General features: G+C 38.2%; 27 protein-coding genes, 2 tRNA genes and 1 pseudogene. 10 read left to right on the plus strand and 20 right to left on the minus strand.

Features of this window, described 5'->3' with window-relative positions:
- Window positions 1-114: 114 nt before the first annotated feature.
- The 3 genes from E4F24_RS10905 to E4F24_RS10915 all read left to right on the plus strand — a co-directional run bounded on the left by E4F24_RS10905 (window position 115) and on the right by E4F24_RS10915 (window position 2,565).
- Window positions 115-447 carry an ATP-binding protein gene (locus E4F24_RS10905; RefSeq protein WP_140938733.1) on the plus strand — a complete coding sequence of 111 codons (333 nt, stop codon included), beginning with the start codon at window positions 115-117 and terminating at the stop codon, window positions 445-447.
- A gap of 54 nt (window positions 448-501) precedes the next feature.
- Window positions 502-1,425: a helix-turn-helix transcriptional regulator gene (locus E4F24_RS10910; RefSeq protein WP_140938734.1), complete on the plus strand. Its 924-nt coding sequence runs from the start codon at window positions 502-504 to the stop codon at window positions 1,423-1,425.
- Window positions 1,426-2,118: 693 nt separating this feature from the next.
- On the plus strand, window positions 2,119-2,565 hold the full coding sequence (locus tag E4F24_RS10915) for a DUF3408 domain-containing protein (protein WP_140938735.1): 447 nt from the start codon (window positions 2,119-2,121) through the stop codon (window positions 2,563-2,565).
- 319 nt (window positions 2,566-2,884) lie between these two features.
- Here E4F24_RS10915 and E4F24_RS10920 read toward each other — a convergent pair whose 3' ends face one another.
- Together E4F24_RS10920 and E4F24_RS10925 are read right to left on the minus strand one after the other, a co-directional pair.
- A complete protein-coding gene (locus E4F24_RS10920) occupies window positions 2,885-3,229 on the minus strand; it encodes a YciI family protein (protein WP_140938736.1) in 345 nt (114 codons plus the stop codon).
- Between the two features lie 72 nt (window positions 3,230-3,301).
- Entirely contained in the window at window positions 3,302-4,138 is an 837-nt protein-coding gene (locus tag E4F24_RS10925) for a sigma-70 family RNA polymerase sigma factor (RefSeq protein WP_140938737.1), read from the minus strand.
- Window positions 4,139-4,512: 374 nt separating this feature from the next.
- On the opposite strand from E4F24_RS10925, the gene E4F24_RS10930 reads away from it, so the two are divergent.
- Window positions 4,513-4,707 carry a hypothetical protein gene (locus tag E4F24_RS10930; protein WP_140938738.1) on the plus strand — a complete coding sequence of 65 codons (195 nt, stop codon included), beginning with the start codon at window positions 4,513-4,515 and terminating at the stop codon, window positions 4,705-4,707.
- Window positions 4,658-5,446: pseudogene (locus tag E4F24_RS14155) on the plus strand (recombinase family protein); the annotation flags it as partial. The gene E4F24_RS10930 and the pseudogene E4F24_RS14155, both read left to right, overlap by 50 nt.
- A gap of 725 nt (window positions 5,447-6,171) precedes the next feature.
- On the opposite strand, the gene E4F24_RS10940 reads toward E4F24_RS14155, so the two are convergent.
- From E4F24_RS10940 to E4F24_RS10950, 3 genes are all read right to left on the minus strand, one after another.
- A tRNA-Ser gene (locus E4F24_RS10940) sits at window positions 6,172-6,256 on the minus strand.
- Between the two features lie 210 nt (window positions 6,257-6,466).
- Window positions 6,467-6,658, minus strand: coding sequence for a 30S ribosomal protein S21 (gene rpsU / locus E4F24_RS10945; RefSeq protein WP_140938739.1), 192 nt, complete (start codon window positions 6,656-6,658; stop codon window positions 6,467-6,469).
- Window positions 6,659-6,749: 91 nt separating this feature from the next.
- Window positions 6,750-7,382: an HAD family hydrolase gene (locus E4F24_RS10950; protein ID WP_140938740.1), complete on the minus strand. Its 633-nt coding sequence runs from the start codon at window positions 7,380-7,382 to the stop codon at window positions 6,750-6,752.
- Between the two features lie 89 nt (window positions 7,383-7,471).
- Between E4F24_RS10950 and E4F24_RS10955 the strand changes: the two genes are divergently transcribed.
- Window positions 7,472-7,545 (plus strand) — tRNA-Ile (locus E4F24_RS10955).
- Window positions 7,546-7,930: 385 nt separating this feature from the next.
- Here E4F24_RS10955 and E4F24_RS10960 read toward each other — a convergent pair.
- On the minus strand, window positions 7,931-8,251 hold the full coding sequence (locus E4F24_RS10960; protein ID WP_140938741.1) for a hypothetical protein: 321 nt from the start codon (window positions 8,249-8,251) through the stop codon (window positions 7,931-7,933).
- A gap of 11 nt (window positions 8,252-8,262) precedes the next feature.
- Entirely contained in the window at window positions 8,263-8,679 is a 417-nt protein-coding gene (locus E4F24_RS10965; protein ID WP_140938742.1) for a hypothetical protein, read from the minus strand.
- An 813-nt stretch (window positions 8,680-9,492) separates the two neighbouring features.
- Here E4F24_RS10965 and E4F24_RS10970 point away from each other — a divergent pair.
- Complete coding sequence (locus E4F24_RS10970) at window positions 9,493-9,921, plus strand: riboflavin biosynthesis intermediates N-glycosidase (protein WP_216629169.1); 429 nt, start codon at window positions 9,493-9,495, stop codon at window positions 9,919-9,921.
- 163 nt (window positions 9,922-10,084) lie between these two features.
- Here E4F24_RS10970 and E4F24_RS10975 read toward each other — a convergent pair whose 3' ends face one another.
- Both E4F24_RS10975 and E4F24_RS10980 read right to left on the minus strand, forming a co-directional pair.
- Window positions 10,085-10,588, minus strand: coding sequence for a hypothetical protein (locus tag E4F24_RS10975; protein ID WP_140938743.1), 504 nt, complete (start codon window positions 10,586-10,588; stop codon window positions 10,085-10,087).
- Between the two features lie 96 nt (window positions 10,589-10,684).
- Window positions 10,685-11,440 (minus strand): hypothetical protein, encoded by a 756-nt coding sequence (locus tag E4F24_RS10980; protein WP_140938744.1) that lies wholly within the window; start codon window positions 11,438-11,440, stop codon window positions 10,685-10,687.
- Between the two features lie 201 nt (window positions 11,441-11,641).
- Between E4F24_RS10980 and E4F24_RS10985 the strand changes: the two genes are divergently transcribed.
- Window positions 11,642-12,804, plus strand: a protein-coding gene (locus E4F24_RS10985; RefSeq protein WP_140938745.1) for an IS3 family transposase whose coding sequence is annotated in 2 segments (ribosomal slippage) — window positions 11,642-11,879 and window positions 11,879-12,804 — 1,164 coding nt in all. Because the reading frame shifts where the segments join, the coding sequence is not laid out codon by codon here.
- A 162-nt stretch (window positions 12,805-12,966) separates the two neighbouring features.
- On the opposite strand, the gene E4F24_RS10990 is transcribed toward E4F24_RS10985, so the two are convergent.
- From E4F24_RS10990 to E4F24_RS11005, 4 genes are all read right to left on the minus strand, one after another.
- The gene (locus E4F24_RS10990) at window positions 12,967-13,167 is read right to left on the minus strand and encodes a hypothetical protein (protein WP_140938746.1); all 201 of its coding nucleotides are present in this window, start codon (window positions 13,165-13,167) and stop codon (window positions 12,967-12,969) included.
- 158 nt (window positions 13,168-13,325) lie between these two features.
- Complete coding sequence (locus E4F24_RS10995; RefSeq protein WP_140938747.1) at window positions 13,326-14,537, minus strand: glycoside hydrolase family 88 protein; 1,212 nt, start codon at window positions 14,535-14,537, stop codon at window positions 13,326-13,328.
- Window positions 14,538-14,783: 246 nt separating this feature from the next.
- A complete protein-coding gene (locus E4F24_RS11000) occupies window positions 14,784-15,218 on the minus strand; it encodes an FKBP-type peptidyl-prolyl cis-trans isomerase (RefSeq protein ID WP_140938748.1) in 435 nt (144 codons plus the stop codon).
- The gene (locus E4F24_RS11005) at window positions 15,202-16,722 is read right to left on the minus strand and encodes an acyl-CoA dehydrogenase family protein (RefSeq protein ID WP_140938749.1); all 1,521 of its coding nucleotides are present in this window, start codon (window positions 16,720-16,722) and stop codon (window positions 15,202-15,204) included. Before E4F24_RS11005 ends, E4F24_RS11000 begins: the two co-directional genes overlap by 17 nt.
- 392 nt (window positions 16,723-17,114) lie before the next feature.
- On the opposite strand from E4F24_RS11005, the gene E4F24_RS11010 reads away from it, so the two are divergent.
- Window positions 17,115-19,379, plus strand: a complete 2,265-nt coding sequence (locus E4F24_RS11010; RefSeq protein ID WP_140938750.1) for a glycosyltransferase — start codon at window positions 17,115-17,117, stop codon at window positions 19,377-19,379.
- A gap of 16 nt (window positions 19,380-19,395) precedes the next feature.
- On the opposite strand, the gene E4F24_RS11015 is transcribed toward E4F24_RS11010, so the two are convergent.
- Complete coding sequence (locus tag E4F24_RS11015) at window positions 19,396-19,914, minus strand: helix-turn-helix domain-containing protein (RefSeq protein ID WP_216629166.1); 519 nt, start codon at window positions 19,912-19,914, stop codon at window positions 19,396-19,398.
- Window positions 19,915-20,266: 352 nt separating this feature from the next.
- Here E4F24_RS11015 and E4F24_RS14075 point away from each other — a divergent pair, with 352 nt between their 5' ends.
- Window positions 20,267-20,398: a hypothetical protein gene (locus tag E4F24_RS14075; protein WP_262709000.1), complete on the plus strand. Its 132-nt coding sequence runs from the start codon at window positions 20,267-20,269 to the stop codon at window positions 20,396-20,398.
- A gap of 73 nt (window positions 20,399-20,471) precedes the next feature.
- Here the strand turns inward: E4F24_RS14075 and E4F24_RS11020 are convergent, their stop codons facing one another.
- The 6 genes from E4F24_RS11020 to E4F24_RS11045 form a co-directional block, all read right to left on the minus strand.
- Window positions 20,472-21,242, minus strand: a complete 771-nt coding sequence (locus E4F24_RS11020) for a DUF3050 domain-containing protein (protein ID WP_140938752.1) — start codon at window positions 21,240-21,242, stop codon at window positions 20,472-20,474.
- A gap of 85 nt (window positions 21,243-21,327) precedes the next feature.
- Window positions 21,328-22,338 carry a HesA/MoeB/ThiF family protein gene (locus E4F24_RS11025; RefSeq protein ID WP_140938753.1) on the minus strand — a complete coding sequence of 337 codons (1,011 nt, stop codon included), beginning with the start codon at window positions 22,336-22,338 and terminating at the stop codon, window positions 21,328-21,330.
- Window positions 22,328-23,458: a 2-iminoacetate synthase ThiH gene (gene thiH, locus E4F24_RS11030; RefSeq protein WP_140938754.1), complete on the minus strand. Its 1,131-nt coding sequence runs from the start codon at window positions 23,456-23,458 to the stop codon at window positions 22,328-22,330. Before thiH ends, E4F24_RS11025 begins: the two co-directional genes overlap by 11 nt.
- Window positions 23,459-24,232 carry a thiazole synthase gene (locus E4F24_RS11035; RefSeq protein ID WP_181182464.1) on the minus strand — a complete coding sequence of 258 codons (774 nt, stop codon included), beginning with the start codon at window positions 24,230-24,232 and terminating at the stop codon, window positions 23,459-23,461.
- Window positions 24,213-24,869, minus strand: coding sequence for a thiamine phosphate synthase (gene thiE, locus E4F24_RS11040; protein ID WP_140938755.1), 657 nt, complete (start codon window positions 24,867-24,869; stop codon window positions 24,213-24,215). Before thiE ends, E4F24_RS11035 begins: the two co-directional genes overlap by 20 nt.
- The gene (locus E4F24_RS11045; protein WP_140938756.1) at window positions 24,854-25,465 is read right to left on the minus strand and encodes a beta/alpha barrel domain-containing protein; all 612 of its coding nucleotides are present in this window, start codon (window positions 25,463-25,465) and stop codon (window positions 24,854-24,856) included. The genes thiE and E4F24_RS11045 overlap by 16 nt, the downstream gene beginning before the upstream one ends.
- Window positions 25,466-25,468: the final 3 nt, after the last annotated feature.

The following is a 25,468-nucleotide window of genomic DNA, read 5'->3' on the forward strand; positions in this document are numbered from 1 at the left end:
GAAATAAAAACGAACGAAATCAACAAAAGAAGACAGTTGTATAATCAAGAAAAATTAATAAATTTATAACACGAAATCCTCCTTAAGGTTTTGAACAAAAATGTCCAATTTAGTTTGAAGACGTACACAACGACCAATTTGATTAAAAATTTGGACACAGCTTTCGAGCGTCGCTTTTTATTCAAAGTACAACTCAACAAGCCATCAGCTGTTATCAAAGCACAGATATGGAAAGCAAAGTTGCCTTTTCTTTCTAAGTCAAGCTGTCAGAGTTTGGCACAGCAATACGATTTTTCGGGAGGACAGATAGACAATATTGTCCGTAAGGTAGAAATACATCAGGTCATTCACAACGAAAAACTAAAACTCAGTTCTATCATAGAGTTTTGCGAAGCTGAACGTTGGGAAACTGCCAAAGTCGTTCAAAAAATCGGGTTTATCAACTAAGGCGACGTTCTATGTCGCTATGTTTTACTATCTTCATCGTCAAATTTAAGTATTATGTCAGTCAGAGAAACTCTTATCCGTCACAATTTGGTAATCAATAAATTACGAACTCGTCCGATGAGTTGGGAGGAATTGGATGATTTTTTGGCACAAGAATCAGAATTGCAGGAGTATAAGCTTCAAGTAAGTCAAAGGCAGTTCCAACGGGATGTCAATGATATTTTCGTTTTGTACGGCATTGAAATCAAAAACAACAAATCTTCAAAGAGATATGTGATTGTTACTTCTCATGAAACGGAAGCTCGCTCGTTGGAGGCTTTCGATGTATTCAATCTACTTAAAATGGGTGGTAATACGACCAAAGAAGTTTCCTTTGAAAAAAGAAGACCGTTAGGCACCGAACATCTTGCGGGTATTGTCCATGCAATCCGCAATACACTCTATATTAGTTTCACATATCATAAGTTTTATGAAATCGACAAAAAGACACGCCGAATAGAGCCTTATATGCTCAAGGAAGTCAAAAATCGGTGGTATGTTATCGGAAATGATGTAGAGGTAAATAAAATACGGATTTTTGCCCTCGACCGCATTGGAGAACTACACATTTTAAATAAAAAATTTACTCGCCTTAACTCCATCAACGTAGAAAGTATGTTCAATTCTTGTTTTGGCATCATCTTGCCCGAAGAAAACCAAAAAGTCGAAGAAATCACACTTTCATTCAGTGCATTTCAGGGGAAATACATCAAATCGTTGCCCATTCATCACAGCCAAGAAATTCTTGTCGACAACGAAAAAGAGCTACGAGTCAGACTGCACCTTTATATTACATATGATTTTGTGATGGAGTTGCTCTCTTTGGGACGTGAAGTAACTGTGTTAAGCCCCCCTTCTCTTCAAGAATTAGTAATCAAAAGGCACAAAGAGGTGTTGGGAAATTATAGTGATATAAAGAGAGAACCTGAAATAAGATGATATTTATCTATGTTTTTTATTGACCGTTCCAGTACCATTGGAAATTGACCAGTTTCCATCTTCCTTTGAGCGGAAGCTGAAAGATTTTTCGTCAACTATTGCATACTACTGACCACTATAATCATAGGCTTGTAATGATTGACGGCACATAAGCAAATGTTGCTTCTATTGGTCCTTTTAAATTTCATACAAAAAACCGACTTCGGAGGTTTTTTATACCTCTGCAAGAGCAAGTAGTTTTGAGGTACTAAATTCTATTTAGAGTGCCTCAAAACACAACTTGCTCTGAACAGGAGTTCAGAAAAATCCGTCCTGAGGAACGGATTGGGGTTAGCCGAAAAAACTGACCGCTTCCATTACAAAGTTCGCTCATACCATTTGAAATACAGCTATTTACATCCGTGACTTTGAACGCCAAATAGTGCCACTGACTGCCACCCTGATTAAGATTAGAACTGCTTTTATTTCCTTTGTGTATGGTTAGTTGGCTGATTGGTTACAGTCTTAATGATGCAACTAATCAGCATAAATCCCGACAGCAAACTTGCGTGATTGATTGCAGATGAATTACGGATTTTTCAGCTAATGAAACAGTTAATTAAGAGTATGGAGGTGCATAGGTACAACAGTATATGCAACTGACTATTCAGGTAACCAAACAGCTAATTTGAGATAACATTTAAAGCGAAAGATATGATACACGAAGAAAACAAAAAACAGCAACCCGAAGAACAGGATTTTATGGAAATGATTATCGGTAGCGACAAGAAAAATCCCCAACAGGAACAGCAAGCCGTAACACATCGGGACGACTTTACCGAAGACGAAAAATCCATAGAAACGGAAGATACAAAACCGACTGCAAGTAATACCAAAAGAACGACCTCAAAGCCAAAGAAGCTGACCAAAGAGGATTACTGCGGACAGTTCTTTAAAATTCCTAGGACAACGGCAAGCAAAGGCAAATCGGTCTATGTACGACAGGAACACCACGATACGTTCAATAGACTTACAAACATTATGGGCATTGACAAGCTGACGATTTATGCGTATCTGGACAACATTATCGAATACCACTTTCAGGAGTTCGGGGAGTTGATTAAGGAAATCTATAACGAGAAGCACAAGCCGTTGTTTTGATAACGGTGTGTTGTTGGTGGGCAGTGCGTTTCTTCCTCTTAAAATTGTTTTCAAAAGAAAAAAACAGAAAAAAAGAAAGCCATTCAATCAAGGCGGACAAGCGGAAAAACCAAAAGGAAACGGAATAAGTCCCGAAGGGTGGCAGGGCACGGCGAAGCCACCTTATTTGCCCTGCCATTATGCCGTAAGCTTTTGGTTGGGCGGTGCGGAGGGTGTCCGCCTTACCTTTGCTACCTTTTTGTTCTTTTTTTGGGTACAAGAATACAAAATAAAAGCCCCGATTTTTTTTGGGGGGCTTGATTTGTTGTTTTGTTAAATGCTAATCTCTTTTCAAAACTTCCCTTATTTCAATATTTCCGCCTACTTGGTCAAAAATCGGATTAGCTTTTGCGATTTCGACCGCTTCATCAATGGTTTCGGCTTTTACCACAACATAACCGCTAACAAATTCTTTGTTTTCGGTGTAAACTCCGTCAGTTACTTCCTTGTTGGACTTTACGATTTTTGCACTTCCTGCAAATGGCAAAAGCGTGTTGCCTTTGTCCACCAATTTGCTTTGTGAAGCAATTCCTGCTAACCAATTCATACGTTCCTGCATTTGTTCAGGTGTTGGTCTGAAGTCGGAAATGTCTTTTAATCTGAAAATCAATACAAATTCTTTCATTGTCTATAAAATTTAATTGTTTCTTGTAAGACAATTTCAAATTGCGGAACGTGACAGAAAGTAGAGAAGTTTTTAAATTTTCATCAATTTATCGGGGTCAACGACAGAAAAAATACTTGTGATTTTTCCGTATGGGTTTAGCTCAAATATCTGACAGTTTATCAAGGTTGTACCTCTATAAAATAGTAATGCAGATTGATGATTGATTTCTTCGATTTTGATTTCAAGGTCTTTTTGATGATTTTCATAAACGTAGGTCATCAGTTTAATGGTGTTGTCAATTCCCGAAGTCAGTTCAGCAATGACCTGTAATTTATTTCCTGCATCTGCCAAAACCTGCACTTCATCAGATAGCATTTGCTCCAACGTTTTTACATCGCCTTTACGGATTGCGGATACATATTTTTCTAAATATTTTCGGTCTTTTGCAGACGAAGTTGCGATTTCGGGTTTCCGCAATTTCAGTTTCTTTTTGGCTCTTGTGAGGATTTGTCGGGAATTTTCTACCGAAATTTCTAATATTTCAGCGATTTCATCGTGTTCGTAATCAAACGCTTCTTTGAGCAAAAAAACGGCTCTTTCTTTGGTATTCAAAGTATCGAGTAAAACGAACATTGAATAGTTAAGTATTTCGTCTAATTCAATTTTGCTTTCGCCTTGATTGGTAACGATTGGTTCGGGTAGCACAATTTTTTGTTGCCTTTCTCTGTCGTTTTTCTTTTTTAGGTTTATGGCTTGGTTGATGACCGATTTTATCAGATACGCATTTGGATTAGAAATTGAACTGACCTCTTTTGCATTGAATTTTATTAAAACGTCCTGAATTACGTCTTGACAATCGTCAATATTTCCCAAAATGTTGTAAGCATAAGGAAATAGTTTTTTGTTCAATGTGTTTAAATCGTCCATTTTTTGATTTTAGAGTTAGACAATTTCAAAGGTAATAATGTGACAGGTTTTGAGAAAATCTTTCAACTGTATTGTTTTTGCGTTTCGGTTTGCGTGAGGGATAGAAGCGGAAAGCCCACAGTGAAGTGCAATGGAGCAAGGACTTGTAGCGGATAGCCCGACCCGCTTGCATTTTTTGTGTTGGTTTTTGAGCGTTGGCAAAAATGCAAAGGGACACGCCCAAAACATAATAATCCCAAATCAAGTATTTAGCATCTGAACGCCAAATGCAACCTCTCACTGCAACAACTACAATCTATGTTCCTCTTCAAGGTAATTTTAAGAATGAAGCTGATAATCAGCTTTATTTTTTACGAACATAAAGGAGTATAGCGATGGAAAACAGTGAGAACAAAAAGGAAACTCCCGAAATCGACAAGACCATTTTGGAAATTAACGAGCAAAGGGAGCGTGAGAAAGAGGAAAAATTTGTAGATTTAATCATTGAGATTATTGTGTCTGCAACATTAAGGAAATACTATGAAAAGAGCGATAAGATACCTACGGTTCAGCCAACTCGGACAAAGTAACGGTTCCATCGAAAGACAGGAACTCTATACCGACCAATGGTTGAAATTCAATAATGTCGAACTGGTGGATACCTTTATCGACAGGGGCAAGAGCGCACGGACATTCGACCGCCCCGACTTCATTAAGCTGAGGGAGTTCATAACCAAGCATCATAAAACAGTAGATTACCTTTTGGTTGACCAACTCGACCGTTTCAGCCGTGATGCGGGGGAAGCAATGAGTATGGTCAAGCTCCTCCAACAGAAGTACAGCATACAGGTGGTAAGCGTGACCGAGGGGATTACCTTTGATTATGACACGCCCGGAAGTTTCTTCCGTGCAGGATTGCAGTTGTTGCTTGCGGAAGAGGACAATATTAATAGGAGTATCAAGGTCAAGGGCGGTATCTATACCGCAAAAGCCAAAGAGGGAAGATTTGTTTACAAGAATGCTCCGTTCGGGTACAGGAAACAGGGAGAGCGCAAGGAAAGACGATTGGTAATCGAGGAGACCGAAGCCAAGATCGTACGCTTCATCTACGATGCTTATCTAAGGGGTACACCGCTTTATCTGATAAAGGAGCAAGCTGGGCGGTTGGGTTTTCCAACAAAGGGTAATATGGCTATCGAACGTGTGCTTAAAAACCCGACCTATGCAGGCTTGCTGAAAGTGGAAGCCTATAAAGAGTATTCAGGTGGATTATTTGAGGCTATCCACGAGCCTATCGTTGACAAGACGACGTGGATGATGGTACAGGAGAAAATGAAACGCCCCGAAAAAACAAGGACGGTCATCGATGACGAAATCCCGTTGCGTGGCGTATTGAAGTGCCATTGCGGAAATCCGTTGTCAGGCGCACCGTCAAGGGGCAAATCGGGCAAGTATTTCTATTACTACAAGTGCAGGCATTCCAAGCACAATAATATCAGTGCAATAAAAGCCCACAATCAATTTTTGGAAGCCTGTGAGCTGATGAGCCTGCCGAGTGCAAGGGTAAGGAAGATCAGGACAGTGACCAAAAGTTCGCTCGATTTGGAAATGGAGAGCAACCGTAAAAAGGCAATCGAAAAGAAAAGACAATTGCAGGAGGTCGAGGAAAAACTGTTTTCTGTCGAGGAGAAATGGATAAAGAACGAAATCAATAAAGATACCTATGACCGTTGGTATTCGATATACAATAACGAAATACTGAACCTCAAAGGTGCAATAGAAAGGTTGAGCAATGACCAAAGCAAGGCGTTCAGCATCTTGGAAGATAACCTGAACCTATTGACCGATATGCGCCATGTATATTCCAAGTCCGACACCCTGCAAAAGAGGCAATTTGTAAACATGGTGTTCGACAGCAACCTGTACTACGAAAGCGGCATTTATCGAACACCCACCATGCTCGGCATCCTGTCACATAACCATCTGAAAATGAAAGAAAAGGGATTGCTGATTTACGAAAAAAAAGAGGGTCTTCTCGATGAAGACCCTCTCAGCGGAGAGGGCGGGATTCGAACCCGCGGTACCGTTAAGTACACACGCTTTCCAAGCGTGCTCGATCGACCACTCTGACACCTCTCCGATCGCGTGTGCAAATATATATATTTTTAGCTTTTATTTATATCTTTTTTCTATCACCATCGACAAACAACTATCTTCAATCATAACTATCTCCATATAATAGGTTTTAATAAAGATATTATTGTATGCGATTAAATTTATTTTTCTTTAGTCATATATCAAAAAAGCCGATCATTTCGATCGGCTCCCTATATCTGTATTAAAACAGAATTAAGCGTTATCCAAGTTTAATCCTTGTTTGTAGATAGCTTTTTTGATTTGCGTACGACGAGTTACAGATTTTTTCTCGTATGCTTGACGTGAACGTAGTTCGCGTAAAACTCCCGTTTTCTCAAATTTCTTTTTGAAACGTTTTAACGCCCTGTCTAAAGATTCTCCTTCTTTTACATTTACGATGATCATGCTGCTTATATACCTCCTTTCGTAGCCATTTATTTGTGAGCCACAAAGATAGAATTAAAATTTAAAATTTAAAAGTAAAAAACAAAAATACTTATAGTAATCTGTAACGTTCAATCAGATATGACAGTGGTTCTTCTTTTGTGCACAATGCAGTCTGCATTCCGCAAATCCGAGCTGTCTCCAAATGTTGCGGACTATCATCAATAAAAAGAGTCTCAGCGGGTATTAAATCGTTCTCTTCAAGTACTTCTACAAAAATATCCGAATTAGGTTTACGTTTACCCATCAGATGTGAATAGTAAGTCTTTTCAAAAAATGGACTATTATCTGATACACCATATACTGTCATGATATGATTCATGCACCAGGCATAATGCAACTCGTTATTATTACTTAGGAGAAACGTTCGATATTTTGCCTTGAGCGCCAATAATAACTCATGCGTTCCTTCGGGCACCCCCACTAACAGTGAATTCCACGCCACATCAATTTGTTGATCGGTCAATTCCGGCTTACCGACTTTTTCTCTTATTCCTTTTCTAAACTGTTGAACACTGGTTTCTCCCTTATCAAAAGCGTCAAAAAGTGAATCTTGTCCTCGATGTCCAAAAAAATCGTCTACGTTTTTGATTCCCAATGAAATAAATGCTTCACGCACCCGCGCAAAGTCAATCATAAAGATTACATTGCCGTAATCGAGTATAATATTTTTAATTTTTTGCATCTAAAAATTTTGTTTTCTCGTTACAAATATCGATAATTGCATCGTCAAAAGGGAACAACGTTTCAAACTTGACATTATATCAATACCCTGCGCCTATAGCTCAGTCGGTTAGAGTAGAAGACTCATAATCTTTTGGTCCCTGGTTCGAGCCCAGGTGGGCGCACTGGAAAATCCTCATAGAAATATGAGGATTTTTTTGTTTAGAACCTTATCTATTAGCGTTTTAATACAATCTTTGGAGTAAATGAACAGTTAAACATTTATGTTAATTACTCTTTTCTTTATATTCCAAATATAGCAAAAAATATGCTGTTTTTGGTTCAATCTTGGTTCACTTTTGGTTCAAAATATCATTTTGTTTCCATGTCCAACCCTCAATATCCTTTCTCTCATAAACCATTTTAAAGCTTTCTAATCCTCCATAATCCTAAACTCAACAAAAAACCTGCTTCCAATCTCAAACCTCTTTATATAGCTTATATTCCATCCAACTCACAGCGTGAAAATTTACACAGGTATACTCATGTAAATTTTGACGCCGTAATTTTTTAAAGATCTTGGGATAACGCTTTAAATCTTTCAATAAGAATAGGAAATCCTCGTTCCAACCAAAAATCACAAGACACATAGCCACTTGACATTCCTCCTTCATCATATCGTCTTACAAAGATATCGGTGCTTTTTTCAAGCTTCGAATTAGTGAGTTCCACAAATAGATTATGAAGTACTTTTTCTAAATCGTCTGTTGTCTTAATATTAATAAACGACACAATTCTTTCTTTCATCTCTTTCCATAACAATGGATCGCCACGTAAGCCCCATTGAAATGGTTCTATTTCAAAAATATTTGCGATAGTAATTTCTTTCATTTAATAAAATGTTATTCTTCTATAACAGATCCATCTTGTGAAACCCAAAAATGTCGAATACCCATTGATTTTAAAAAGGGCGTTAAATGACCAATTGATTTCCTGATGTTTAAATCATCAGGATGAGCGATAGCAAATGTACAATTTGGGTTTAGAAATTTGTCGTCAAGAATTTTAACTATGGCTTTTCCAAAATGAGTTTTGATTTGTCCACTATCGAAGTGCTTCCTTTTTTTTGTCGGAGAGTTATCTCCAGCTCTGGCTCCTTTGACTTCAATTAGGAGCTTGGTTTCGTTTTGAGTCGCAACAATGTCACAACCTCTTGTCTGACCTAAGCAATGGCTATCGATATTCCAACCAGTCTTAGTTAAATGCCCTATTAGCAGAAGAATTGTTTCGTCTTCTGTAAGCTTAATGTTATTATCCATATGTTACCTTATGTTTATAAAAAGTTCGGTCATATATTAGAGCGCAACCAATCCCATACACAATGCGTATTTTATGCTCCTTAGGCTATTTATTATTCAATAATAAAGAAAAATACTGATAATAGAGTTTTATCCCATAAGTGACGAAGAAATATCCCTCATAATAACCTATAATTTATCCACCCACGGCGTGAAAATTTACATTACTATACCCATGTATTTTTTCGTGCCGTCCTTTCATTTTGCATTATCCCATATTTTCCGCTCGCCGTCTGCGAGTTGAGCAAAGGTCGTTGAAGTAAAGTCCGCAAGGACGATTCAACGATATCTATGAAATAGACGAAGCCTGTTGGCGGTATTTTTGACTTATGGGATTGTGTGATGGGTATTTCAAAAATAGTGACAACAGCGAAGCCTTTGCGATCCGCAGGCGAGCCAAACTCTAAAAACATTTGGATTTTGAATGTTTATAAGGAACGCCATAATCATTCAAAAGACAAGATTGTTTTTATGGAGTGCAGGGATTACCAAACCATTAAGTATGACAAACAGCGAAGCTATAAATATGGAATTGTATGAAATACTATTTCATATTTATGAAGTTTGGCGTATCTTAATGGCGGTAATTCCGAAACGGAATGCCTTATTTCCCCCATAAAGTTTGTTAATTTGATTATGACTTATAATATCGAGTGGATAAATGATTGTATATCACAGAAGCCACTAAGCTATATTTTTTTCTGGAGAGAATTTCCATCAAATGGTGGAGAATTAACCGAAGCATGCTTTAGCCAATGGTAGTATTCTCCATTTATATTTAATAACGTAACTTTTAATACAGCAGAGCATTGGATGATGGCAAAGAAGGCACTGTTATTCGATGATAGTATTTCTTTTCAGAAAATAATTAAGGCAAACTCACCATCGGAAGCTAAGCAATTAGGCAGAAATGTTGTTAACTTCGACCAAAAAATTTGGGATCAGCATAAGTTTGAGATAGTAGTGAAAGGTAATTTCTTAAAATTTACCCACAATAAAGAATTACAAGATTTCTTACTTGGAACAAACGATAATATTTTAGTTGAAGCGAATCCTTATGATAGAATTTGGGGAATAGGTCTGAATGAGAATAGCCCTAACGTAAAAAATCCTTTAAGATGGAGAGGTCTAAATCTATTAGGATTTGCTTTAATGGAAGTAAGAGACATAATTAAAAATAGAATTAATCAGAAAAACCAATGAATTATCGGGCAATTTAATTCGTTGGGCACAATAAATCATCAACACTCACAGAAACCCTCAAAGTTTCAAGTGATGTGTTGATGATTGGTTATAGGTAGAGACTTCAAAATTATTTAATTTAAGGTATAAATCCCCCTATTGAGTTGCTGTATTATTCAATTTTTCATGATTTATACTTCTTTAAATCTTGTGTAAGTGGGTCTAAAACCATAACATAATCCTGAAATTCATGCAACAATTCAGACATGGTCTCTTCCCACATTATAGTGTACCAATCTGGATCTTTTGGTTGTTTAAGTTGTTGGTCTGCGGTTGCGACAATAAAAACTATTTGGTCGACAAAGAAATATAGGTCATCAATCACAAGACGGTTGTGCTTATTTAAGTGCTTGTTAATTATATCAATAGCAGCGTCTTCAACATATGAGACGTTTAAATACTGTAGACTAACTCTCCCATGTTCCCGAAACACTCTTTCTAAAATGGATGTTACATCTTTTTTGAAATCATTTATATCCATAAAAGTTGATGGACTAGTTGGTCTTATTTCCAAATCCTCCGGTCTGAACACATCCATTACGACAGTATCTCCATTTATTAAAGGGATAACCATATTAATTGACAATGCGTTAAAATGAAATGAGAGTGTTGCGTTTTGTATATTCATGTGTATAAAATTATAGACCGAATGCCCTAATCGATCTGGTTAATAAATAAAAGCGTGGGGCTATCATGTTTGTTACACATGACACACTTTTAAACTTCAATAATCTATCGCGTAAGTATAGTCTTTGGAGTCCATTGTGATAATAAAACGTATTTGTTTAGGTTTTTGTAAGGAATGCTCTGTTTTTAGCTCAAGGTCTAAGTTTAAATTTTTATCTGGTTGTAGGTTGACAGAAGTAGACGTAATTCGTCGACTAATATTTCTTTCATCCAATACAGAAGCGCTTTTAATAGAGACAGCTTTTCCAAAGTCATTAAAAAGATTAAATGCCAATTTGCCTGTATAAACCCCATTTTCATTGGATAGCTCGTCTTTCGTGATTGAAGCTAAGATGTAATCTTCCGGTTTCTTAACAAAAACAACACACCTGTCTCTTCCCTCTCCGAGACTTGCATCAATATAAACCTTTCCCTCATCCAAAGCGTAACATGTTGCTCCTGTCGTGCTTACAATCTGACCCCATTGACCAAGCTTGATAACATCGTTCCCCGTGTAGTTGGGATAATATACATCATACAAGATTGACTTATCAATCACAAAAGAAGGAGATGCGGTAGCGAGTATTTTGAAACTATGGTTTCTCAAAGTCTTTATGGTGTCTGGTGTTGTAAAACGTACCTCCTTAGCTCTAGTAGGAATGATCTTATAGGAATAGGTATATTCATATCCTTCATGCATTGATTTAGTTTTGGCTGTAACATAAAAAGTTCCTTCGGTTAGATATTGCTTTATACGGATAGTAGGTTCGCCATTAATAGGATTGCTTAAAGTAGCATAAGCATTGTTTGGCATGCTATATGAAAAAGCGGTATCGGTCGCATTAGTAGGTAAATAAGATACAACTTTGATTTTATAATCATATCCAGATTCGAGTTCTGCTCCGTAGCTTGGTTCAAGAGAGAGTTGTGTAGTTCTAATATGCTTAATGTCAAGCTGGAGTTGCTACCTTTGAGTGGAGACAGATTTGAGAAATAGATTTAAATTTGTTAACACATGAAAAGAGTATTTGACGATTCCTTTAAGAAAATGGCAGTAGAGCTTTCTTACAGCAAAGGTTCGGTATTAGAAGCAGCAAAAGAACTGGACATGGATGCCAGTAGATTAAGTAAATGGCGCATGGATCCCAGATATAATGGTGGTACCGTATTGCCTAAAAACGACAAATTGAGTCCTGAGGAGCAAGAAATCAGGGAACTAAAGAAGAGATTACGGGATGCAGAATTAGAGAACGCTATCTTAAAAAAGGCGGTGGCCATCTTTTCCAAGGGAGACTGAGAAAATACGAGTTCATACGTGAACATATAAATACCTTTCCAGTTGAAAAGATGTGCCATACGATCAAAGTTAGCAGCAGCGGATTTTATAAGTGGCTTATCAGACCACAAAGTATGCGGGAGAAAAGGACCGCGGAACTGTCTGCTCTGATAAAACAGGAATATGAGAACAGCCATCAGATATACGGAAGCCCCCGCATTACCCAGGAACTGAAGAAAAAGAACAAGCAGGTATCCAGGTCCTATGTAGCGCGCTTAATGAAGAAATTGAATTTAAGGAGCAAGATACGAAGGAAATATAAAGTGACTACCGATTCCAGCCATAAGTACGGGGTAGCTGAAAATCTCCTCGGTAGAGATTTTTCAGCGGGTGCATTATCCCAAAAATGGGTTGGTGATATTACCTATATAAAGACTGCTTCCGGGTGGACTTACCTTACTACGGTTATTGATCTGGCTGATCGGAAAGTTGTTGGATGGTCATTTAGTAATGACATGACTGCAGGTAATACCACGGTTAAGGCATTGGCAATGGCTATAAAAAATAGGGGAATAAAACCGGGGCTGATATTTCATTCCGACAGAGGGATCCAATATGCATGTGATGAGTTTAAGCTTATGCTAAGTAAAAGTGATATAAAACAGAGCATGAGCCGTAAAGGTAACTGCTGGGATAACGCTGTAGCTGAAAGCTTTTTCAAAACACTAAAAACAGAATGTATATACCATCATAAATTTGTCAACAGGGAGATTGCAAAGCTAGAGGTGTTCAGGTACATTGAAGGATTTTACCACGCCAAAAGGATACATTCTGCGATTGGATATAGAACTCCAAATGAAATGGAAATGTTCTACCGATCAAAACAGAAATTAGCAGCATAAAAAGTCTCCACTTTTAAGTTGCAATTCCAGACAAAGTATACTCTCTTTATCGTAAACTCAGAGTAATCTGAGTTCCTGTTACACAGGAAAACCAGCTACAGAACCCTGAATTCAATATACAAGCCAGGAAATCACTAACTTAAAATACTGATCTTCAAAAATTTAATACCCCATATATTTCGCGTGTAAGATCCGCTGAATAACACACCATTCTTGATATTCCGCTTCATTCCAAACGGTACGGAACTTATTCAACAGCTCAAACGAGTATTTTCGCAGTGCATCTAAATCTCGTTCAAGCGATTCAATATGCGGATACACACAATTTGTATCTTCTCTTTGTTTAGTGAATTGCATTTCCATAACTATTTATTAACTGAGTTAAAGTTAACAAGTTACCAATACACTAACACTTCATTACGATTAAATAATCATTAAATTTCCAGTATTCAGTGCCACTTATAATCTGTATCTTTTAACATAATTCATGAATATCGTGATATTAACAGCTATCAAATTATCTACTTCAATAGCTCCCTGTATCGCATAAGCGCTTCTACATAATAATAGTCTGCGTATGTCAGTGGTACATCCACTTCTGAATTAGCTAAAAGGTGTCCGACCGAGTGCATGAGGATAAAACCTCCATTACTACCTTTTTTTGCTTTATAAACATCCGAAGAAAGATTAGTTAGCATATTTTCAGCTGCCCGCAAATACTGATTTTGTTGTTCTCCGTCTACATATATTTGTAACTCAAGTAGTGCAGATGCAATAATCGCAGCCGCAGATGCATCTCGTTTAGCATCTGGAATATCGTCAGCATCAAAATCCCAATATGGCACACCGTCTTTTGGAAGATTTGGATGGTTAAGGATATAATTTGCGATGTTTACTGCCTGATTTAGGTAAATAGAATCCTGCGTATCCCGAAACATCATTACATAGCCATACAATCCCCATGCCTGTCCGCGTGCCCATGCAGTTTCATGTCGAGCACCCTGTGCAGTATGACGATGGCGCACAGCTCCCGTAATTGAGTCATAATCTACTACATGATAGGAACTGTAGTCTTCTCGGAAATGATTTTTAAGTGTCGTATTAGCGTGGATTTTAGCAATATTTGCAAATTTCGAATCACCGCTTTCCCGAGAAGCCCAATTTAGAAATTCCAGATTCATCATATTATCGATGATAACCGGAAACTGCCACTGATCAGTATGATGATCCCATGATCTGATAGCCTCAACAGCATCTTTATATCTCGATATTAAGGATTCTGCCCCCTGCAACATCACAGTTCTATAATTTGAATCGGGCATGATACGATTGGCATTTCCAAAACTACAATACAACATAAAACCCAGATCATGAGTACTTCTATTATCTTTTTCTCTTTCGAGCAACTGCAGTTTTTGCTTAGCAGCGACAGCTAAGGTCGAATCGCCAGAATATTCGTATAAATAGAGTAATGTTCCGGGGTAAAAGCCGGATGTCCACCATCTGGTTGAGCTGGTTGCCAGAGAATCTTGCTCTTTATAATAGGTCTTTGGTAACACTTGAGGAGGCAATCGCTTAGCCATAACTTGATATTGTTCTACGGCATTCCTAAGTTGTTGGTCTACAAAGTCAGCTGTCAAAAGTAGCTGACCTTCATTCATTGATGAGGTAGACTGGCATGCCAGTAATATCCCCGTTAAAGCTAAAAGTAAAACTGATTTTAATTTTTTCATAATCTACACACCATATAGTTTTGGTTAACAGCAACCAAGATAAAGAAAAATTAACTAGCATTCAAAGGATTTTATTAAAACATTTCTTAACGAACTCCTAAAGTATTTACTACCAAAAATCCCTGCATAACTTCCTCCAATGATAATGATATCAAAATTTTTAATTTCTTTCATCGTGAATTTGTTACTGCCTCTGTCATCCCTATCTCGTTAGGATTGTGACATTGAATATCTATCTTGAGTTACTTAAAGAATAGCAATTAATTCCATTTGGAAAATTAGTGTACAATTGCCCCCGGATGTATCTGTAAGGGGTTCAAAACCATAGGCCAACTGGTGTGGAATATATAACTTCCAAACACTACCAACCGGCATTAGTTGCAAAGCTTCCTGCCAACCGCGAATAAGTTCATACACAAAAAAGGCTTCCGGTTTATTACGCTTGTACGAGCTATCGAATACAGTGCCATCCAATAATTCTCCTTTATAATGGCAAATAACCTTGGATTGCATTTTTGGAATATCGCCCTCTCCTTGCGATATTACCTCATATTGCAATCCCGAGGACAAAACAATAACTTCTTTGCGAGCAGCGTTTTCCGTTAAAAAGAGTACGCCTCTATTTAAGTTTTTTTCCGCTAAATCCTTTATATGTTTTAGATATTTATTTGATTTCGCCATTTTTATCACTATCACTATAATCCATCCAATTGGAACCTTCATGATAGGCTACAATAGGAACAGCATTATTATAATCAGAAAGATCTGATAACAACTTTTTGATATCCATTTCCACATGTTTAAAGCTATTCTCAAACAGATCTGTGCGAAATCCTTTCTCTACCATGAGATCTACATACTGTAGACATACTAAACGAGCGATTACCTTACCAAGTACTACCATCTGTCTTTGCACCAGCGTATGTTTCAACGAAAAATTAAGATGTTTTTTTAAACGAGAAGCTATACGATTTGTGCTTTCAAACTGAGACATGAATAGATAGAAGTTTTCTTCCTTCTGCTTTTTCATCTGCTTAATAACGATTTCGGATATTTGTGTGTACAGCATCTCATTAGAACCTTCAAAAATTTGAAAAGGTCGACTATCTACGATACCCCTTCCTGCAATGTGATCGATCTTATAGCCACTAGAACCTGATAGCTGAACACATATCTGAGCCGATTCTTGCATAAGATCTGTTACGAGCGCTTTCATACTATTTGCTTCTAACCCTTTTGAAGACAGGTCGTATGATATTCCACTCATAGTGGCGCTGTGTGCACACATTCCTGAACACAACGTATAAGAAGACTGTATACGAGATAACTGGAATTGTACAGAATCTAAATCAATTAGTTTTTGTGCTCCAACCTTTCGGGCAATACAATGTGATAGCGCTTCGTCCAACATCCGTTGAATAAAGCCCATCCCCATACCTGGAAATTGTAAGCGGCTACGATGCAGAATATCAAGCATCATCTTAATACCTGTACTCGGCGGTTGCAACTTTTGATTAGCTGGGACAGTAAGATCAATTGTATTTAATCCATAAGGAATCATATATAGCCCAAGGTTATTGAAGTATTGTTCGACCTTAATCTTTTGTTCTGTCTTACTATTATCTGTAACAAAGAACTCGATATCACGAGCTAATTCTCCATTAGACAACTGTTTTCGGGCAGCAATTAACCAAAAATCGGCCATTCCTGTAAGTCCTTGCCAATGTTTCTGCCCTTTAAGCTTATATTCCCCATTATCCAATGTGGTAAAATTCGTACGCATATTCAATGCATCGCTACCAAAATCGGGTTCTGTTATCATTAGTCCACCCATAGCTCCATGTTCAATAAACCGTTGGAATATATCAGTCTGTATCTCAGGTAGACCATATTTTGCTAAGGGTTCTAAAAAAAGGGCAATATTTATCCCGAATGTTAGAGACAATGGAAGCGACTCATAAGAAGCTGCAGATAAGATACCCAAACACTCCTTCACTTTAATTCCACGACCATTAAATGCTTCTGGAACCGCAACAGATAACGGATTCAGTTCCATAATGTCCGTCCACACTTCAGGTGGTAAACCTCTCTCAATACTTAACTCATTTATATTAGATTCTTGGTGGAATAGCTCCACTAGCCGTTGCTTAAATCGACTAATAAAATCTTCATATCTTTCACTCATAAACTATAATCTTTCATTGTTTAATAACACGTTTTTAAATTTATAAAAATCTAACCAATAACACGATCAAATTTCGAAAAGACAGCAGAATACTCTGGAAAACCTTTCCCTTAAGGGCAGATAGATTTACAATGAGCACCCACGATTGCAAAATGAAATCTGCGATAACGAAACATGTACCCCGGTATATAATCCTAGTAAAGTGTGAATTCTACATGTTTCCTGAAAATGATATAACGTAGTTGGTAAAAAAAACGAGATCTTTATGCAATACGCTCCTCAACATTGATTCCCACCTTATTCACTGCATTCATCATAGGGTTATTTATGAAGCAACGGGAAAATACGCTGCTAATGCATGGGACAATAAAACTCACCCTCAAATAAGATATATGAAAAATACATTATACGAAAAAAAAAATGAAAAGGTAGAAAAGCTAGACATTTCTAAAACAGGTTTATTGTTTCTATCTTCCTTTCCTCCAAGAGAATGTGGTATTGCTACGTATACGACAGATTTAATCGTCGCTTTACAAAATAAATTCAATGGTTCTTTCGACATTCAGGTAGTTCCCTTGGAAACACAGGAAGAGCATTATCTATATGACAATGACCCAAAATTTATTCTCGATACGTCCAATAAAGGTTCCTATATCGAACTAGCAGATCACATCAATACTTCTCCAGAAATCGATATTGTATTCGTACAGCACGAGTTTGGTCTGTTCAGTCAGCAAGAAGATATGTTCACACTGTTCCTTCATCTTCTGAAAAAGGATATTGTCGTCACCTTTCATACCGTACTTCCTCACCCCTCAGCAGAACTGAGAGAACAGGTTAGGGCCATCACCCATGTCTGTAATTCTGTCATCGTCATGACAAATTCCTCCGCTGAAATCCTAATAGGAGATTACGACATTGAAAAAGAAAAAATAGCAATCATCCCCCATGGTACACATCTTTTGCCAGCACGGGATAAAGTTGAACTGAAAAAGAAATATGGATTAACCGATAAAAAGGTACTTTGCACCTTCGGTTTACTAAGTTCGGGCAAGAATATTGAAACCACGTTGAATGCACTTCCAGAGATCATACGCAAAAATCCGGACGTAATTTTTCTAATCATCGGAAAAACACATCCTTCCATCATAAAAAAAGAAGGCGAAGTTTACCGTGACTCGTTAGCTGCAACCGTCCAAAAGCTGCAATTGGAAGATCATGTAATTTTCGTTAATCAGTATCTTGCTACCGAAGAATTACTGGAATACCTTTTACTTACTGATATTTATCTATTCACCTCAAATGATCGAAATCAAGCAGTAAGCGGAACATTTTCGTATGCAATCAGCAGTGGTTGTCCCATTATCTCTACGCCTATACCTCACGTGTTAGAAGTATTAAAGAAGGATATGGGCATAATCATTGATTTCGAAGCAGCGGATCAACTGGCCGAAGCTGCCAACCGAATCTTGGAGAATAAAGGGATACTCGAACAACTCGGTCTTACTAATTTACAGAAGATGGTATCCACTTCCTGGCAAAATGCGGCACTATCTCACGCACAGCTTTTTGACACCTTCAACATCACCAATTCACCTTTGCAATACACCTTGCCAGAAGTCAATCTGGATCACATAAAGCGGATGACAACCGATTTTGGGATGATTCAGTTTTCAAAAACAAGTACACCTGACTTATCTTCCGGATACACATTGGATGATAATGCCCGGGCATTAATAGCCGTATGCCAACATTATGAACTGTATTCGAATAAAAATGATCTTCATTTAATAAAGATCTATTTGGACTTTATTTCATTCTGCTTTCAGCAAAATGGAACATTCTTAAACTATGTAGACAGTGATAAATTGTTTACCCCACAGAATGATGAAGTGAACTTGGATGATTCGAATGGCCGTGCTATGTGGGCATTAGGATATGTCATGTCGTTAACAAAAATATTGCCTAAGGAAATCTCCGATAAGGCGGGTGATTTGTTCGATAAGGCGTTACCCATGCTCGAAAAAATACATTCGACTCGATCCATAGCCTTTATTTTAAAGGGGCTTTGTCTAGTAGATACATTAGATAAAACAAAAAGCGTGAAAATGCTAGCTGATAGACTAGTAGCTATGTACACGAATGAAGCCGAAGAATCCTGGAATTGGTTTGAAAGTTACCTTACTTATGGTAATAGCGTATTGTCTGAATCGCTCCTCTGTGCGTATGCCTACACTGGCGAACAAAAATACAAAGAAATTGCACAGTCGTCGTTCGACTTTCTGCTCTCAAAAATTTTCAGGGATGACGAAATACACGTCATTTCAAATAAAGGATGGGCGCATAAATGGGAACCTGAAAACAAAAGTATTGGCGGTGAACAGCCAATAGACATTACCTATACCATCTTGGCTTTGAATAAATTTTATAACGTTTTCGAAGAAGAAGAATATGCGATTAAACTTAAACAGGCCTTTAACTGGTTTCTCGGAAAAAATCATTTAAAACAGATCGTGTACAACCCTGTTACCGCTGGTTGTTACGACGGTATTGAAGAGAAATACGTTAACCTTAATCAGGGTGCAGAATCTACTGTAAGTTATTTGATGGCGCGGTTAGTCATGGAGAAAAATACGCCTCATTTATTGGGTTCATAATGCGGTTTGACTTACTTCACACATCTTCGAGATTAATCCGCTTTTTATACCTCATATTCTTAAAGAAGGTTGGAGTAAGTCCCGTAACCTTTTTAAATTGAGAAGAAAGATGCGATACGCTGCTATAGTTGAGCATAAAAGCAATTTCCGTTAGACTTTTTTCATCATACATCAATAGCTCCTTCACGCGCTCAATCTTATGGAGAATGATAAAATGCTCGATAGTCATACCCAGAGATTCCGAAAAAATATTAGCTAAATAAGTATAATCGTATTGAAGCTTTTGACTTATATAATCGGATTTACGAATACTAGGAAAATCTGCGGTGTAATGTACAAGTTCAATCACAACATTCTTGATACGCTCAATAAGAATTGCCTTTTTATTGTCCATCAACTCAAGACCAGATCTTAATAATGCGGCACCTAAAAACGTTAACTCTTCCTGACTGAGCACTTGCTTAATTTCAATCTCACCTAGATCTATATTGCCATATAGAATACATAACTTATCCAGCTCTGCCCTTACCATCATCTTGCAGCGATTACTAACCATATACTTCACAAATATTTTCAAAGGCAACAACTTTAATCATTCAATATAGATTCTAAAGACACCAATAATAAAAGACATATATAACAATAAATACCTGAAAACCAATATATTTAACTATATTTACTAAACCATCCTTATAACAACGACAAGAACGGTATATATGACATCAGTCACCACATTATTCAAGCAAGAAAATACTACTTTCCCCTGTTATCTTTAAATATAGAGATTATATAAATATCAATACCGTCACAGAAAAAGCTAAAAAGGAATTATCCGCTGTAGTAGAAAATTGGAACACGATTAGAAAAATAATTAAAATATAAAAACCATGAGTAAAGAGAAGAAAACACCGAAAAATCCCAAAGATAAAGAAGTGTCAAATTATCAGAAAGAGAAAGACAGTACAACTAAAGAACCTCTCGTGTTAAACGTGAAAAAAGGAGGAAAATCATCTAAATAAAATAATACTGGAGGACTTCACGAAGTCCTCCAGTATTATTTTATTTAGATGATTCGGCAAGTTACTAGCTCGCTTAATGGGCAACCGCATCGGCTATAGCATCCCATAGTGCTATTCTTCTTTGAAGTGCTGTTTTTGCGACAACACGAATATCATTCCATTTTTGTGGATCGTCATTAGCCAACTCTTCAATCATCTGCATGGCTAATGGTCCATGTTCGTCACCATCTAGCTCAATATGACGTTTGAAATAATAGATTAGTTTACTCAAATCGGTTTCCGGAAAACTATGCTGAAATTCCGTTAATATCGAGGTAAACATATCCGGTATTAAATCCTCCCTTCCAAACGTAAAAGCAGATGCAATTTTATGCGCCTCACCTGTTTTAATAATTTCAAAAGTGAACCGCAAAAAATCCTTGATCCGGAGGTCCAAATTGGACCGTTCAATTGAATCAAAAATTTCACCCCCTTGCTGAATACGAATGACAAAATCTTCTATGCCCCTTACATCAGCGCCAATGGCCTGCATAGCATCTATATACATTTCATAATGACTGAGTCGCCTTCCATCCAAGTACTCGTCTGACTCTTCCGCTAAAACTATTTCATTAATAAGATAGCGTGTATTTGGTAAACGGCTTGCAAACCAAGGCACAGATGTGCAGGTAAGATTAATCTGCAAAGCTTTTAATAGTGACATAAAATCCCAAACAGCGTATACATGATATTCTGTAAACTGTTGTAAATCTTTAATGGTCCGTATTTCCTTATATAAAGAATGATTCAACAAGACTTCCTTCTGCTCTCTTATAAAAAGATGAATGCGCTCAATTTCGTTCATGCTACAAAATTATATTTTTTGAGGCAGATGCTCTACAAAAATAGCATATATTAAAGCAACCATTTTAACAGCAAATACCTAAACATTATTTTTCAGAGAGATTGACATAATAGCAATGTGAAATTTTATCTTTTGCCCATTCGTAGGCAATTTTACTACGAATGCCATTCGGACATAAGAAAACAATTTTTTTGGATTCATGTCCTAGATGAGTTTCCCAGCAATGCGGCAGATCATAAACCGAAATATGGAGAGCAGCCAAATTATTTTCCTCATGTTCGTGTTGTTCCTGCACATCCACCAGCAATAGTTCTTCCTGTTCTTTCCATTCCATTAACGTACGGAAATTAATCTTTCCGGCAGATACCTGCGATTGTGATAGTGTGCTATCCGACTGTATATTAATAACCTGTACCTGATTGGTAAAACTATCGATGAGCAGCATTTTTCCTGCTAGGCTATCACCAATACCGACAATAAGTTTAAACGCTTCGCTAACCATCCAACTTCCAACCACACCGACCAGCGGTGACCATACCCCCGTAATGGCACAGGGCGGTTGATCGCTTGGGTCGGGAAAGATATCCCGATATCCAATACGTTGTGAGGGGGTGAAAACACAAATCTGTCCTTCATAAGTTCCCAGGGCCCCACTGATTAAAGGTATCCGCATATCCTTACTGATATCGGCCAGTAGATACCGGGTATCAAAATTATCGCTTCCATCAATAAGGAGATCCGCTTGCGGAATGATCTCCTTAAAATTAGTGGCGGTAAGTCTTGCTTTTTGTGCAAACACGATCTGTTGTTGATATTGTTCATTCAACTTGTCCGCTAATATTTCTGATTTAAATAGCCCGACGTCGTGATAACCAAAGCTGGTCTGCCGAGCTAAATTAGACACCGACACACAATCGTCATCTATCACGGTAATCTTTCCTACACCTCCTGCAGCGAGAAAAGGAATCACCGCATTTCCGAGACCACCGGCGCCAACTACAACGACGTGAGCTGCCTCCAACTTTTCCTGTCCTACTAACCCAAACTCAGGGAGCGCTATTTGACGGGCAAAGCGATTATTATTGCTACGTAGCATAACACCTTTCCCAATCTTTCCAGACGGCTTCGTAACCCTGTCTTTCAATTACCTTAACCATTTCAAATGCAGACCGTTCGTCCGAAATTTCAAATTGTTCCAGTGCTTGGGGCTCCACTATATAGCCTCCAGGATTTGTTTTAGATCCAGCACTTAAACTTGTAATACCCAATGGGATAACATGATCCCTAAAATAAGGCTCCTCCCGTGTGGAAAGAGAAAGTTCAACCTGTTCATTGAACAATCGATACGCACAGATTAATTGAAGAAGTTCCCTATCCTTCATGTAGAATTGCTGTGTTTCTATTGTTCCGTCAACAGCATCTTTCGTTGAAATAGGCCGCAGGCGCGGAAAAGATAATGAATATTTTGTTTTCCAATAATGCTGTTCGAGGTACTGCAAATGCAAACCCGTAAAAAAAGCTTCTGTACGCCAATCTTCTAACCCGATCAATGTACCTAGACCGATCTTGTGAATTCCGGCCCGACCAAGACGATCTGGGGTATCCAAGCGGTATTGGAAGTTGGATTTTTTTCCCTTGGGATGATAGTTTCTGTACACGTCCTGGTGATAGGTTTCCTGATATACTAAAACTGCGTATAGCCCCTCCTTAATTAACCGTTGATAATCTTCCTGTTCCAGAGGCTGCACCTCCATAGAGATATTTGCAAAATGAGGTTTCAATTGGCGAATCGCCTGCTCCAGGAATTCTACACCTACAATTTTGCTCGCCTCTCCCGTTACCAATAAGACATGCTCATATCCCATACTTTTAATGACTTCTGCTTCCATATAGATTTCTCCCGGGCTAAGTGTACGACGCGGGATTTTGTTATCCATACTAAATGCACAATACGTACAGATGTTCTGACATTCATTACTGAGGTACAGCGGAATATACAATTGTATGGTTTTTCCAAAACGCTTCTGTGTGATCGCCTGACTTAATGTTGCCATCTCCTCCAGGTAATGAGCTGCAGCTGGAGAAACAAACGCTTTGAAATCTTCCAAAGATCGGTCATTTTTGGTCAAGGCGCTTTCAACATCCTTAGCAGTTTTTTGGTAAATACTTGATTTTACCGCGTCCCAATTATGATTTTGAAATAGTTCATGAAACATTTATACCCCCTCATTTCTTAAAAATGACGTCAATGGACTAGATGGCTGTGCAACCGTAGAGACTGCAGCAAGTTCGGCTTCGTATGCCTTTCTGCCTGCCTCAACCGCTAGTTTGAAAGCTTGTGCCATGCCAACAGGATCTGTCGCAACCGCTATAGCTGTATTGACTAATACCGCATCTGCCCCTAGCTCCATGGCAAATGCTGCATGTGAGGGGGCTCCTAACCCCGCATCTACAATAACGGGCACTCGACTTTGCTCAATAATAATAGACAAAAATTCTTTTGTCAATACGCCTTTATTACTTCCAATCGGTGCTCCCAGCGGCATCACCGCTGCAACACCTACTTCTTCAAGTCTTTTGCATAATACCGGATCAGCATGTATATATGGGAGCACAACAAAACCTTGTTTAACTAACTCTTCTGCTGCTTTTAATGTCTCAATTGGATCAGGTATCAAATATTTAGGATCGGGATGAATTTCTAATTTTACCCAATTAGTCTCCATGGCCTCTCTTCCTATTTGTGCCGCAAAAATCGCCTCTTTAGCGTCACGCGCTCCGGATGTATTAGGTAATAGGGCAGCTTGCGATTGTGGAATATGCTGCAGCAAATTATCTGAATGATCGGCTAAGTCTACCCGTTTGAGTGCTACCGTCACCAATTCACTCCCTGATGCTTCTATCGCATGCTGCATCAATTGAAGACTGCCAAATTTCCCCGTTCCGAGAAAAAGTCTGGATTGAAATATTTTATCTGCTATGTGCAACATCATCATGTGCTTTAAATTGTGAAAGAATCTGCTTCATTTGTACTACCTGTGCGAAGTTTGCATTTAAAAGTTCGGTAGAGAGGGCGACACCATACACACCCGTGGACTGAAGTGATAACAGGTCTGCCGTCTTAATACCTCCTACCGCAATAATAGGAATGTTCGAATATTCCAATTGACTCAAGATAGTAAGATAACCCGTAGAACCTAGAATTGGACTGAGGCGCTCTTTAGTCGATGTATAGGCATAGGGGCCTAAGCCGATATAGTCACAGCCTTCGGAAATTCGCTGCCGTACGTCTGCAATTGTATTTGCAGTTCCGCCGATAATTACCCCCTCCCCTAATTGTAACCGAGCGGTTGAAATATCGATATCTTGCAATCCCAAGTGTACACCATCTGCATCTACGTGTTGAGCCACCGATACCCAATCATTTATTATACATTTAGCGCTATACTGAATGCATAAGCGTTTTACCTGTTCGGCCAACACCCGAACTGCTTTTTCTTCTTGGTTCTTAAAACGTAACTGTATCCATTTAACACCTGCATCGAGCGCTTGATGAATACTTATTATCTGTTGTTCAGCTGTATCCCCTTGTGATATAAACTGTAATCGTTCTATATTCCTTTCCATAGTTTCCTAATTTTTAAGAATGTGGTATGTATGTTAGCTACTTGCCACAATCCCGACACCAATGCTATACCATCAAAGGGTTGAACAATTTCTGGAAACTGTATTATGCGTTCCAGGTTAATTCCTCCTAAGCCAATTTTTCGGATGCTATCTGCGTTGTTTTCAAATTTCGTCCGTTCGGATGCAGCCATCGCTGTATAGCCTGATTTACTGATGCTATTAAACAGCGGACTTACCAATATCATTTCGTATCTATCATTTAAGGTTTTCATGTCCGAATAATCATGTATAGCCGTTGAAAACCTATAATCACCTATTTCTTCTTGTTCAAAATATACTCCTTCTACACCACGCTGTTTTTCTTTAACGTGGTATCTTTTGAAACCCGTTTCATGGCGCCACTGTGCTGTGGTAAGCGGGAAGATGAAGCGATTATGAAAACGGGAAGGGATATGTTCATACACATACAGAATCTCTTCCCGAGTCATCTCCCGACGGAAATAAAGATCATCTAACCCCGATTCGAATAGGGTCAAAAGTACTTCATGTTCGTTGTCGAGCAGATGATCCGGAAGAATGGCCATTATAGATCCCATACA

The organism is Sphingobacterium lumbrici (genome assembly GCF_006476045.1).
Taxonomy (GTDB): domain Bacteria; phylum Bacteroidota; class Bacteroidia; order Sphingobacteriales; family Sphingobacteriaceae; genus Sphingobacterium; species Sphingobacterium lumbrici.